The sequence below is a fragment of the Enterococcus sp. DIV0712 genome (assembly GCF_050554855.1).
Taxonomy (GTDB): Bacteria; Bacillota; Bacilli; order Lactobacillales; family Enterococcaceae; genus Enterococcus; species Enterococcus faecalis.
The window spans coordinates 1750106-1763086 of record NZ_CP187333.1 but is presented as its reverse complement, the minus strand read 5'-3'; the positions used below and the strand labels follow the sequence as shown (position 1 = coordinate 1763086).

Sequence of the window (12981 nt, the reverse complement as noted above, 5' to 3'; positions counted from 1 at the left end):
TTTTAAAATAAGAAAAAGAGAAAAATTAAAAATTCAAATTGTGGATAACTTTTCTGTGTATAACTTAGTCATCATTTTTCTCTTTTTTTAATTCGGCGGTGCTTCGACGAACCCATAGAAGGTTAATGAGAACCAGACAAGAAGTGGAAATAAAGACCCCACGATAACCGAAAGCGGCAGATACGCTTGAACCAATCATAGGACCAATCACATTTCCTGTCGCTTGGAAAGATTGATTGTAACTGAAAATACGACCTGCAGCGTCACTTGGGGAATAACGAGTGATCAACGTTTGAACAGCTGGTAGTAAACAGGCATCGGAAATCCCAACTAAGAAACGAAGCATGGCAAGCTGCCAGACATTTTGAACAAAGGCCATTGGTAGGTAAACGAAAATGGCTAAAATTAAGCCAATTGTCAAGATGCGTTCACTGCCAATACGATCGCCTAACCGGCCGAAACGAGGGGCGGCTATTAACGTTGCAATCCCTGGAATAGAAGCAATGACTCCGCTAATTAAGGTGACATTTCCGTGACCACCCAACAATTGTTGAATATATAAACTGATGATGGGACTAATTGAATTATTGGAAGCTTGAATGATTAATGTCGTAATAAACATTCCAAGAATCACGTGGGGATGTTCTAGTTTTTTTAAAATTTGTTTCCCAGATGCGGCTTGATTTTTTTCAATTGGCACAAACTCTTCATGGACAAAGACGAGACTCAAAACAAAAACGAGTAATAAAATCGTACCAGTAATGAAAAAGGTTGGCCGATAACCGAAAATAGAAGCAGTGACACCGCCCAAAAGAGGACCAAGCAACGTGCCGGTAACAGAACCAGTGGCTAAAGTACCAAGCACTTGACCGCTTTTTTCCTTAGGTGTGCCTGTAGCAACTAACGCAGTCGCATTACTGATATAACCAGAAAAAACACCTTGTAATAAGCGTAAGCCAATCAATTGATAAACACTTGTGACTGCGCCCATTAAACTAATGGCGATAGCCATCCCTAATGAAGCGCGTAATAACATTAACTTGCGTCCTTTTCGGTCGGCTAAACGGCCCCACCAAGGTGAAACAATGGTCGTGACTAAAAAAGTGGAGGAGAACGTGATTCCGCTCCAAAAATTCAATTGTTGGTGGGTAAAAGTACCTAATGTGTTGATATAAAGAGGCATGAATGGCATCACTAAGCTAAAGCCAATACCAGCCATAAATGTGCCAAACCATAAAACAAGCAGATTTTTTTCCCAAGGTTGTCTTGGACGGAAAATTTTACTTTTAATTAATTCATACATTCTATTTCCTCACTTTCTAGTAAAGAAATTCAAATTTGGCTTTGGCGAGTAGTTGATCATTCAATGCTTGATGCAATTCATTCGCAAAAAAGCCTTCTTTTAAATTTAGTGGATTTTTTGTAGCGTACACATATAACGTATAGGTGTGCACACCAGAGCGAGGGCTTAACCCCAGATAACGTTCGGTTAACTCAGGTAACGTTTCAGTAGCAAGCGCAGGAATCATCTGTTTCCCCAAAGGAGAAGCAAGACTATTTTTTCCTTGAATGGTTGGCTTGAGTGCTGTTCGACTAAAGTCTTCAGGAATCTCATTGGTTACAGGAACATTGGCAGCTAACCAATGAATAAAAGGGAAACCGATTAGAGGAATCGTGTCATAATCAATTAATTCCCAGGATAAATAACGGGCTTCTTTAGGAATGGCCGCTAAAGAAATAGGAAAAGATAAAATAGGACGTTCGTGTAATAAAAATTCTGCACTGGTTCGTTTGCCATAACGATCGGCCAAATGAGAACGGTTGGTAATATGCATGCCAAACAGCCTTCTTTCAAAAATGATGTTTACAAATTATTATTATAAACTATAATTTATAGTTTAAAAAGAGTCAATAGATATGATAAACTAATAATTGTCCAAAATTTAAGAATTGGAGGCGTCAGAAAGATGGCAAAAAAACGGAATTTAACGAAAGCCAAAATCCTTGAAAGTGCCCGCAACCTAGCGGAAGAATTGGGCGTTCAACAATTAACCTTTCAAAATTTAGCCGTTGATTTAGGCATCAAGTATCCTTCACTCTATAATCACTTTAAAAATATTGCTGAAGTAAAAAATGCTCTAGTGGACTTGTTAATTCAAGAATTAAATGATGCATTGCGAAGAGCCTTAGTGGGTAAGAGTGGCGCAGAAGCAATTCGGATATATGCTGAAACGTACCAACAATTTGCTTTTGAAAATTCTGCAGTCTATGAATTACTTATCAGTGTGCCGAAAACGCAAAACCAACAATTAATTGAAGGCATCCATGAAACCAATCAAATTATCTTACAACTTTTAGCTTTTTATCCATTTAATAATGAAGAACGACTGCACAAAAGTCGAGAATTACGTAGCTTAATCCATGGTTATATTACCTTACGTTTTTTAGGTTATTTTCAACGCGAAGAAGCCACGCCGGAAGAAAGTTATCGTCGCATGATTGAAGATTTTATTGTTTCTTTAGAAGTGGCAGGATAAAATAAATTTCAAAAATTTCTCAGTCCGAAACCAAATCCTTGCAACTTTTTCAGAAAGTGACTATGATACCTACAGTAGCAAAAAAAGGAGCGGTTCAATGTATCAAGTAATTACAATGTATGGCGACAATGAACCTTGGTGGTTTTTTGATGATTGGCAAGAGGACATTGTTCAAGAAAAAACCTTCGATAACTTGACCGATGCAGAGACATATTATGTGGAAGTTTGGCAAAAACTTTCTCAGAATTATACATACGTCAACACAAAGCCTAACTATTTAACGGCTTTCTGGAATGATGGGGAAGAACGCTGGTGTGAAGAATGCGATGAAGATTTACAACAATACTTCGGTTTAGCATTACTAGAAAATCATCATGCGGTTACTTTTGAAAATAAAGCTGAGTTTACCACAATATCCAATCATTTTGGCAAAACAAAATTCTGCAAACGGAAAGTTATTTGAAACGCATGAGTTTAAAGAAAAACCTCAGGGAATTTTCTTTAAACTCTTTTTCTATTCTCGGAATTTAGAGAAAATCGAGCTAATATTTGGTATAATACGAAAAGATAGCACTCAAAAAGGAGCGAAACTAGTGGTTGCAAAACAATTAATTATTGCTGAAAAACCTAGCGTAGCAAAAGATTTAAGCCGCGTTTTAGGAGCAAATCAAAAAAATAAGAATTATTATGAAGGACCCAACGTGATTGTCACCTGGGCTTTAGGCCATCTCTTAGGACTAAAAATGCCAGAAGATTTAAACAAAGAATGGCAAACGTGGCAAATGGAAACTTTACCGATGATTCCTAAGAATTTAGGGATTAAACCGTTACCGAAAACGGGACATCAATTAAAAGCGATTAAACAATTAGCCAATCGTAAAGATGTTTCTGAAGCCGTGATTGCCACCGATGCTGGTCGTGAAGGTGAATTAGTGGCCCGCTGGATTTTAGAATATGTCCGTTTTAACAAACCAGTCAAACGCTTATGGATTTCATCTCAAACAGACAAAGCCATTAAAGACGGGTTTAAGAAAATTGGCCCAGCGAAAGACTACGATAATTTGTATTACTCTGCCTTGGCGCGCGCAAAAGCTGACTGGTTAGTTGGGCTAAACGTCACACGGGCCTTGACAGTGAAATATCAAGATAACTTATCCGCAGGTCGTGTTCAAACACCCACTTTAGCAATGGTACGCCAACAAGAAAAAACGATTGAACAATTTAAGCCTCAAACTTATTTTACTATCTCGTTAACTGTTGAATCAGAAAAAGCAAAGATGACCCAAAAAAATCCATACGCTTTAAAAGAACGGCAGGAAGCAGAACAATTAGTCAAAGAACTCTCAAAACAAAAGGGCTTAGTTACCGATATCCAAGAAAAAGTTAAAACAGAAAATGCGCCGTTACCATATGATTTAACCGAAATCCAGCGTGAAGCCAACCAGCGATTCCAATTTTCTGCAAAGAAAACGTTGTCTCTTGTACAAAGTTTATACGAAACCCATAAAATTGTTTCCTATCCTCGAACTGACAGCAAATATCTAACAACGGATATGAAAGGAACGATGAAAGAACGACTTCAAGCCATTGCTGATTTTTCACCAGAAGTGAAAGGCTACCTTAAAAATGGGGCCGTTGTTAAACAACAAAAAGTTTTCCAAAATGCAAAAGTCACGGATCACCATGGGTTGATTCCAACTGAACAACGTCCTCGTTATGAAAAGCTAAGTAATGATGAACAAAAAATCTATCAAATGATTGTTCAACGATTCTTAGGTTTGTTTGCTGAGCCAAATCAAACCAAACAAACAAAAGTTACAGTCGCTTTTGGAAAAGAAACATTTGTCTTTCATCAAAATAAAGTAGTTGTTGCTGGCTGGAAAACAACAGCCGAACAGCCGCTATCCACTGTCCAATGGCAAAAAGGCATGACCGTTGCGCCAAACTTTACCATTAACAAAGAATTAACGTCGCCGCCAAAACCATTAACCGAAGGAACGTTGTTAGGAAAAATGGAGAAACACAGTTTAGGCACACCGGCAACGCGAGCTGAAATCATTGAAAAACTGATTAAATCAGAATTGATGGAACGAACCAATAGCGGTTTAAGTGTCTCTGCCAAAGGAAAGCAACTATTAGACTTGGTGAATCCATCACTTGTGACACCTGAACTAACGGAAAAATGGGAAAAGTCGCTCGAAGCAATCGCTTCGGGTCAACAAAAGAGTCAACTTTTCTTAAAGGATATTGAAGAGGATACGAAAAAATTAGTCCGTGAAATTAAACAAAGCGAGAAAAAATATCAAGATTTTTCCATTACGCAAAAAAAATGTCCAGATTGTGGCTCAAACTTACGGGAAAAAAATACGAAAGATGGGAAGATTTACGTTTGTACAAACCAAGAATGTTCTTATCGTCGGCGAAAAGATCCTAAAGTATCCAATCACCGTTGCCCACAATGCCATAAAAAAATGGTCATCATAGAAGGAAAAAATGGTCGTTCTTTCAAATGTAAATTCTGTTCGATTACTGAAAAAATTCCCGATAAAAAAGAACGAAAACAAAAAATGACTAAACATGAAGAACGTCGTTTGATGAAAAAATATTCACAACCAGACGAACCAGAAGAAAGTGCTTTAGCGCAGGCCTTAAAAGCCGCTATGAATCAAGAGTAGCGACTTGACGAATGTTGGTTCTAAATAATCAAGTCATCCTTGTTGGTCTTTAGTAAACTTTCAAATAGAAAGAGAGGGACACGGATGCTCGCAAATTTAAATCAAGCAATGGATTATATTGAAGAACATTTAACGGAAGAAGTATCCTTCGATGAATTGGCAAAAAAGACAGGGATTTCTGTTTACCATTTTAAACGAACTTTTTCGTTTATTGCGGGGATGAGTCTGGCTGAATATATTAAAAAGAGACGTTTGGCGGAAGCAAATTTAGCATTACTTGCTGGTGAAAAAGTGACAGATGTAGCTTTTAAATATGGTTATCAAAGTATTGAAGGATTCTCAAGAGCTTTTCGCGATTGGACAGGACAAGCCCCTTCTGAAGTAATGAAAACACAAATCCAAAAAACGTTCCCTAAATTCTCTTTCTATATTGATATTAAAGGAGGACAATCAATGGATGTTAAATTGATTGAAAAACCAGCGTTTCAAATAGTCGGAGTTAGTCAGAAGGTTCCCTTGCAGTATCAAGGGGAAAATCAAGCAATCATGGAATTAGCACAGCGCATTACACCACAACAACGAGCGGAAATGCATACATTTGATGATGTATATCCTCATCAAGTAGTAAATGCTTCTTTTGACTTTCAAGAGGGACGAACAACAGAGGGTGGAGAAATGACACACATGATTGGCTTTGCCACTTTGCAAGAAAATACCTATGAAGATTTGGAGCAACTAAGCGTACCTGCTCATACATGGGCGGTTTTTCCAAATGAAGGTCCTTTCCCACAAACTTTACAAGAAACCTGGGCAAGGATATTCTCTGAATGGTTGCCTTCATCTGGTTACCAAGTCGTTGCAGCACCAGAAATTTCGTTTACGCAATATCAAGGACCAGCAGAAGCTAAGTATAGTGAAATCTGGCTCGCTGTTACAGCTACTAAATAAAGAAAACCCACCATTGAAAAATGGTGGGTTTTTCCGCCAAGAAGGAAAAAGTTTGGTATAATAAACGTGAAGAAAAAAATTAGACCTTCTAAACTGAAATCTAGCTATGGATAAGTGATGCGACTACGGAATCATGGAGAAAAAATAATTCTCCGAGGTTTTAGAGTCATGTTGTTTAGAATGGTACCAAAACAACAATTAGCGCCAGCTGGCCAGATTCAATGTTTTAGAGTCATGTTGTTTAGAATGGTACCAAAACACAGAAATATCAAACGCAAAAAAAGGTTTCGTTTTAGAGTCATGTTGTTTAGAATGGTACCAAAACGACTTACAAAAGACTGTGATTTACGTTATAGTTTTAGAGTCATGTTGTTTAGAATGGTACCAAAACAAACTTTTTTGATTTGGCTTTTTCTCCCCTGTTTTAGAGCCATGTTGTTAAAAAACAAACTATCACCTCAAGCAATCCGTAATTTTCATCACAAGATTAGAATTTTTATCATCAAAGACGAGCTGCTTCAATTTTCGAAAACTAATCAAGTGATAAGTCAAAATGTTGATAGATTGAGATTAGTTCTTCCTTTTTTTAGGAAGGGCTTTTTTTATTGATAGAAGAACGGGAAGAAATCTTGGTAGCACCTAAAAAAATTGTGAGAAATGCTTCTGTATTGTTTGGTTTCTGCCTCAGAAAGTTGTATACTTAGATTGGAATTATTCTATATTACATGCATTTTCACACTTTTTGGAAAAGTTCACTTGAATTTTCTTTTAGTTTCGTAGATAAAAGGAGTCATCGCTAATGGAAATGAACAATTCAGGTAAGCTTGTTTCTTTGTGTGGAGGCAAATCAGGGAGGAAATAATATGTTTGATATTGTAACATTGGCGAGAATCCAATTTGCGATGACAACAGTTTTCCACTTTTTCTTCGTACCGTTTTCAATAGGATTAGCACTTGTTGTAGCAATTATGGAAACAATGTACGTTGTGAAAAAAGAGGAACGTTATCGTAAAATGGCCAAGTTTTGGGGAAATATATTCCTATTAAGCTTCGCTGTTGGGGTTGTAACCGGGATTATTCAAGAATTTCAGTTTGGGATGAACTGGTCTGACTATTCTCGATTCGTCGGAGATATTTTTGGGGCACCGTTGGCGGTAGAAGCGCTCTTAGCTTTCTTCTTAGAGTCAACATTCTTAGGTTTGTGGATCTTTACTTGGGATAAAATGAATCCAAAAGTTCACGTAACCTTTATCTGGTTAGTCGTATTCGGTTCAATGATGTCTGCTTTCTGGATTTTAGTTGCCAATAGTTTTATGCAACATCCAGTAGGTTATGTCATCAATAATGGCCGTGCTGAAATGGTGGACTTTGTAGCTGTCATCAGCAATCCAAAAGTTTGGTATGAATTTTCACACGTTATCATGGGCGCCTTTACATTGGGCGGCATGGCAGTAGCTGGTATGGCTGCTTTCCAATTGTTGAAAAAACGGGATATTTCATTCCACAAAGCATCTATGCGCATTGGCTTATGGGTTACTTTGTTCGGTTCAATCGGCGTTTTATTAGCTGGCGACTTGCAAATGAAAGCTCTAATTGAAGGACAACCAATGAAATTTGCGGCGATGGAGGGGGCCTATGAAGACTCTGATGATCCTGCTGCTTGGACATTGATTGCTTGGGCAGATGAACGGGAACATAAACAAGTTTTTGGTATCGATATTCCGTATATGCTAAGTATTTTATCGTATAACAAATTATCAGGTTCGGTTGATGGGATGGATACAGTCAACAAGCGCTTGGTAGAAAAATATGGGGATGATAAAAATTATTATCCACCAGTTAACACTTTATTCTGGAGCTTCCGTATCATGGCTGGTTTTGGTGCCTTAATGTTATTGGTTGCTGCCTTAGGACTATTCTTTACAAGGAAGAAAAAACCATCTCTGTACGAGAAGAAATGGATGCTGTGGGTTGTTGCTTTATGTACATTCGCACCATTCCTTGCCAATACAACAGGTTGGTTAGTCACTGAATTAGGTCGTTATCCGTGGACTGTCTATGGATTATTTACGATTGAACAAAGTGTTTCACCAAATGTATCGGTTGCTTCATTAATTACGTCAAATGTCATTTATTTCTTATTATTTGCTGGTTTAGGTAGTGTCATGGTTTACTTGGTTATTTTAGAATTACGTAAAGGACCAGACTATGAAGCGAAAAAATTAGCGAAAGAAAATGAACCAGCGTTGGATCCATTTGATAAGGGGGTATTTGGCGAATGAGTACACTACAATTATTATGGTTTGTCCTTATCGGCGTCTTGTTCTCAGGTTTCTTCTTCTTAGAAGGATTTGACTTTGGTGTTGGAATGGCCGTTCAAACGTTGGCACACAATGACGACGAAAAAGATCAAGTCGTTGCAACAATTGGACCTGTCTGGGACGGAAACGAAGTTTGGCTATTAACAGCGGGCGGCGCAATGTTTGCCTCTTTCCCATATTGGTATGCTTCATTATTTAGTGGCTACTATTTAATTCTATTTACGATTTTATTTGGCTTAATTATTCGCGGAGTTTCCTTTGAATTCCGCCATAACATGCCGGAAGGTAAACGTCGTCGGATGTGGAACTGGACACTATCAATTGGTAGTTTCCTTGTACCGTTCTTCTTTGGTATTTTGTTTATCAGCTTAGTCCAAGGGATGCCTTTAGATGCAAACGGCAATATGCATGCGCAATTTACGGATTATTTTAATCTGTTTTCAATTGTTGGTGGAGTAGCCTTAACATTACTTTGCTACTTACACGGCATGAACTATATTGCTTTAAAAACAGAAGGCCCAATTCGTGAACGTGCTCGAAATTATGCAGAAATCTTATACGGCGTTTTATATGTCGGTTTAGTTGTTTTTGCAGTGTTGATGTACTTCAAAACGGACTTTTATGAAAAGAACTTTGCGGTCACTTTAATTTTAACGTTAGCAATTGTGGTCTTAACGGTCATTGCTAATGTTGGGGTGTTTAAACGCAAAGAGATGTTAGCTTTTCTAGCGAGTGGTTTAACATTAGTTGTACTAGTTGCTCTCTTGTTCAGTGGCTTGTTCCCACGTGTTATGATTGGTAGTGAAGGTTTTGATTTGTTGATTAAAGATGCAACAAGCACACCATATACACTAAAAATTATGACGTGGATTTCTTTAAGCATTTTACCATTCGTGTTAGCTTATACTGCTTGGTCCTATTATATTTTCAGAAAACGTATTTCACAGACAGCCGTACCAGAGGGGTATTAAATCTATGATTGATAAAGACATCTTACAGATGCCTAAAATCAAAAAAATTCTTGTCTTGCTTGCAGGTTTTTCTTTCCTGCAAGCAGTCTTTATAATTGGGCAAGCTTTTTTTCTTTCAAAAGCCATTGTCGGCCTTTGGAGTGGCGGGCATCTTAACCAACAACTACAGAGTATTTTACTCTTTTTTATTTTTTATCTTGGTCGACATGTTATTACGTATTTTCGTGAGAGAATGCTCGATACATTTAGTTATGAACGCTCGAAAGAATTACGCGAACAATTATTAACCAAAATTTTCCGTTTGGGGCCAAATGTTGTTCAAAAAAATGGGACTGGAAATATGGTTACCATGGCTTTAGAAGGCATCAGTCAAACCGAAAATTATTTACAATTGATTTTGACAAAAATGATGAATATGATGATTATTCCTTGGATTATTTTGGCCTTTGTTTTTACACAAGATATTCGTTCAGGCGTAACATTGCTGATTGTTTTTCCGATTATTATTATTTTTATGATTGTGTTAGGTTATGCAGCACAAAGTAAAGCGGACAAGCAATATGCGGCGTTTCAAATGCTTTCCAATCATTTTATTGATTCCTTGCGAGGAATTGACACGCTGAAACTGTTTGGGTTGAGCAAAAAATATGCTGGAAGTATTTACCATACAAGTGAACGATTCAGAAAAGCGACCATGAGTACATTGAAAATTGCTATTTTATCAACCTTTGCGTTAGACTTTTTTACGACATTATCGGTAGCTGTTGTGGCAGTTTTCCTTGGATTAAGTTTATTAAACGGCACGATTTTATTATTTCCTGCCTTGGTTACTTTAATTTTAGCACCTGAGTTCTTTTTACCGATTCGTGATTTTTCAAGTGATTATCACGCAACCTTAGATGGAAAAAACTCTTTTCAAGCGATCCAAGCGGTATTAGCATTGCCAGAAGCAGAACAGACCGGTGTGCTCACGTTAGATGATTGGCATCAAGAAAGTCAGTTGTCAGTCACAGCGTTAAATTTTTCCTATGAAGATGCAACGCAAGAAGCGATTCAATCGTTGCAATTCTCTGTTGATGGTCGCAAAAAGATTGGAATTATCGGGGCGAGTGGTTCTGGTAAGTCAACGTTAATTAATTTATTAAGCGGCTTTTTATTACCAACAGAAGAAACGAGTCAATTGGCGATAAATGGCCAAACGATTCCACATTTTTTACAAAAAGACTGGCAAAAACAAATCCTTTATATTCCGCAAGCACCATATATTTTCCAAGATACTTTGGCAAACAATATTCGCTTTTATACACCTGAAGCAACAGATGAGGCGATTCAGCAAGCGATTCAGTTAGTTGGCTTAGACGAGCTGGTTAAAGACCTTCCCGAAGGAATTCATACCTTGATTGGGGAAAGTGGTCGAATGTTAAGTGGGGGACAAGCGCAACGAGTAGCGTTGGCCCGCGCCTTTGTCGATCAAAAACGCCACGTCTTGCTGTTTGATGAGCCGACAGCGCATTTGGATATTGAAACAGAAGTTGAAATGAAAGAGCGCATGTTGCCATTAATGAACAATCATCTTGTCTTTTTTGCGACACATCGTCTGCATTGGATGGAAGAAATGGATTACATTTTAGTGATGGAAAAAGGTCAATTAGTGGAACAAGGAACGCTAGCAGAGTTGATTGAAAAAGATGGCTACTATGTTCAATTAATGAAGCAAATGAGAGGAGGACGCCAATGATGGAAAAACAGCCGACAACGAAAGACGTTTGGAAAAACGATCAATGGGTTCGTCCTTTCTTAAAACGCTATAAAAAAACCTTGTATTTTGCCTTACTTTTAGGCTTCTTGACGTTCTTTAGCGCAGGGGCATTAATGTTTACGTCTGGTTACTTAATCAGTCGTGCGGCTTCCTTACCAGAGAATATTTTATTAATTTATATTCCCATTGTTTTAACAAGAGCATTCGGGATTGGCCGTCCTGTTTTTCGTTATGTGGAGCGTCTAACGAGTCATAACTGGGTGTTAAAAATGACCTCTGATCTGCGCTTGAAACTTTATAATGTACTAGAAAAAGATGCGATTTTCTTTAAGACAAAATATCGCACTGGGGATATCTTAGGTTTGCTTTCAGAGGATATTAATCATATCCAAAACTTGTATTTACGAACGATTTTCCCAACCGTTATTGCTTGGATTTTGTATATCTTTTTAGTGATTGCGTTAGGTTTCTTTTCTTGGTGGTTTGCTTTATGCATGTTACTGATGTTAGGAGTGGTTGTTTTTCTATTACCACTTGTTTCAGTTCTAGTGAATGGTGCGCGTCAAGAAAAACATAAATATGCCAAAAATGAGTTATATCAAACACTAACCGACAATATTCTAGGTGTGTCTGATTGGGTATTTAGTCAACGTGGCTCTGAATTCGTTGCTCGTTATGAAACAGATGAAGCAAACGTTCGTGCATTAGATGAAAAAATGAAGCAATTTAACCGTGGCCGAGACTTTGTTTTACAACTTCTGTTTGGCGTGATTGCGATTGCTGTCTTAGCTTGGACTAGTGTGCGGTTTCCAGGTAATCATGGGGGCGCAGCCAATTGGATTGGTGCCTTTGTTTTAACCGTTTTTCCGTTAATTGATGCTTTTGCTCCGCTACCTGCTGCAGCACAGGAAACAACGATTTATAAGGATTCCATTCGTCGTTTTAATGAGCTTCCTGAAGGGGAAGATGACTCAACAGAAGCGCCTGTTCAGCCAAATGGCACCAGTTTATCGATAGAACATTTGTCTTTTGCATATGAAAATCAAGCGAAAAAGGTATTAAATGACTTATCGTTAACAATTCCTGAAAAACAAAAATTAGCGATTTTAGGGCGCAGTGGTTCCGGAAAGAGTACGTTGGCTTCGCTCATTCGTGGTGATTTACGGCCTACTTCGGGAGAAATCCTTTTAGGAAATATCCCAACTGAGGCATTTGGTGAGACGATGACTGAATATATTGGGGTTATGCATCAAGCACCGTACCTATTTCGAACAACCATTTTAAATAATATTCGGATTGGTAGAGAAGAAGCAAGCGAAGCAGAAGTTTGGGCGGTTTTAGAAAAAGTTGGCTTAAAAGAAATGGTTGCCCAATTACCAGAAGGTTTACAAACAATGGTGGATGAAGCAGGTTTGCGTTTTTCTGGTGGCGAACGACATCGCTTGGCGCTAGCGCGGATTCTTTTGCAAGATACACCGATTGTGTTATTAGACGAACCAACTACTGGTTTAGATCCAATTACAGAACAGCAATTGCTGGAAACCTTTTTTGAGGCATTAAAAGATAAAACCGTCATCTGGATTACCCACCATTTGCAAGGCGTAACTTTGATGGATCAAGTGATCTTTATTGAAGATGGCCAATTAGAGATGAGTGGTACGCCAGAAGAATTACTTGCAACCAATGCGCATTATCAAAAACTTTACCGAATTGATCGTGGCATTAGTTCTTTCGAGGAATAAAAAAACGACTGGTTGTTGATTAAAGCAA

The 12981-nt window shown here is 38.0% G+C and carries 10 protein-coding genes; 8 read left to right on the top strand and 2 right to left on the bottom strand.

Going from position 1 to position 12981, the window contains the following annotated elements:
• Window positions 1–64 precede the first annotated feature (64 nt).
• Window positions 65–1303, bottom strand: a complete 1239-nt coding sequence (locus tag IGL42_RS08570; RefSeq protein WP_104842607.1) for a multidrug efflux MFS transporter — start codon at window positions 1301–1303, stop codon at window positions 65–67.
• A gap of 16 nt (window positions 1304–1319) precedes the next feature.
• Window positions 1320–1835, bottom strand: coding sequence for a YbhB/YbcL family Raf kinase inhibitor-like protein (locus IGL42_RS08565; RefSeq protein WP_002356963.1), 516 nt, complete (start codon window positions 1833–1835; stop codon window positions 1320–1322).
• A 132-nt stretch (window positions 1836–1967) separates the two neighbouring features.
• On the opposite strand from IGL42_RS08565, the gene IGL42_RS08560 reads away from it, so the two are divergent.
• From IGL42_RS08560 to cydC, 8 genes are all read left to right on the top strand, one after another.
• Complete coding sequence (locus tag IGL42_RS08560; protein WP_002379584.1) at window positions 1968–2537, top strand: TetR/AcrR family transcriptional regulator; 570 nt, start codon at window positions 1968–1970, stop codon at window positions 2535–2537.
• A gap of 97 nt (window positions 2538–2634) precedes the next feature.
• Entirely contained in the window at window positions 2635–3000 is a 366-nt protein-coding gene (locus tag IGL42_RS08555; RefSeq protein WP_002356966.1) for a DUF1033 family protein, read from the top strand.
• Between the two features lie 130 nt (window positions 3001–3130).
• On the top strand, window positions 3131–5212 hold the full coding sequence (locus IGL42_RS08550) for a DNA topoisomerase III (RefSeq protein WP_010710575.1): 2082 nt from the start codon (window positions 3131–3133) through the stop codon (window positions 5210–5212).
• 84 nt (window positions 5213–5296) lie between these two features.
• Complete coding sequence (locus tag IGL42_RS08545; protein WP_010710574.1) at window positions 5297–6160, top strand: AraC family transcriptional regulator; 864 nt, start codon at window positions 5297–5299, stop codon at window positions 6158–6160.
• Window positions 6161–7023: 863 nt separating this feature from the next.
• The gene (locus tag IGL42_RS08540; RefSeq protein WP_010707351.1) at window positions 7024–8442 is read left to right on the top strand and encodes a cytochrome ubiquinol oxidase subunit I; all 1419 of its coding nucleotides are present in this window, start codon (window positions 7024–7026) and stop codon (window positions 8440–8442) included.
• Window positions 8439–9452, top strand: coding sequence for a cytochrome d ubiquinol oxidase subunit II (gene cydB, locus IGL42_RS08535; RefSeq protein WP_002356976.1), 1014 nt, complete (start codon window positions 8439–8441; stop codon window positions 9450–9452). Before IGL42_RS08540 ends, cydB begins: the two co-directional genes overlap by 4 nt.
• Window positions 9453–9456: 4 nt before the next feature.
• A complete protein-coding gene (gene cydD, locus IGL42_RS08530) occupies window positions 9457–11190 on the top strand; it encodes a thiol reductant ABC exporter subunit CydD (RefSeq protein ID WP_010710573.1) in 1734 nt (577 codons plus the stop codon).
• The gene (cydC, locus tag IGL42_RS08525) at window positions 11187–12953 is read left to right on the top strand and encodes a thiol reductant ABC exporter subunit CydC (RefSeq protein ID WP_002379581.1); all 1767 of its coding nucleotides are present in this window, start codon (window positions 11187–11189) and stop codon (window positions 12951–12953) included. Before cydD ends, cydC begins: the two co-directional genes overlap by 4 nt.
• The last annotated feature ends 28 nt before the right edge of the window (window positions 12954–12981 follow it).

Excerpts from the sequence above, each read along its gene's own strand:
- cydD (WP_010710573.1), top strand. The coding sequence starts at position 9,457 with ATGATTGATAAAGACATCTTACAGATGCCTAAAATCAAAAAAATTCTT.
- cydB (WP_002356976.1), top strand. The coding sequence starts at position 8,439 with ATGAGTACACTACAATTATTATGGTTTGTCCTTATCGGCGTCTTGTTC.
- cydC (WP_002379581.1), top strand. The coding sequence starts at position 11,187 with ATGATGGAAAAACAGCCGACAACGAAAGACGTTTGGAAAAACGATCAA.
- IGL42_RS08560 (WP_002379584.1), top strand. The coding sequence starts at position 1,968 with ATGGCAAAAAAACGGAATTTAACGAAAGCCAAAATCCTTGAAAGTGCC.
- IGL42_RS08565 (WP_002356963.1), bottom strand. The coding sequence starts at position 1,835 with ATGCATATTACCAACCGTTCTCATTTGGCCGATCGTTATGGCAAACGA.
- IGL42_RS08555 (WP_002356966.1), top strand. The coding sequence starts at position 2,635 with ATGTATCAAGTAATTACAATGTATGGCGACAATGAACCTTGGTGGTTT.
- IGL42_RS08570 (WP_104842607.1), bottom strand. The coding sequence starts at position 1,303 with ATGTATGAATTAATTAAAAGTAAAATTTTCCGTCCAAGACAACCTTGG.
- IGL42_RS08545 (WP_010710574.1), top strand. The coding sequence starts at position 5,297 with ATGCTCGCAAATTTAAATCAAGCAATGGATTATATTGAAGAACATTTA.
- IGL42_RS08540 (WP_010707351.1), top strand. The coding sequence starts at position 7,024 with ATGTTTGATATTGTAACATTGGCGAGAATCCAATTTGCGATGACAACA.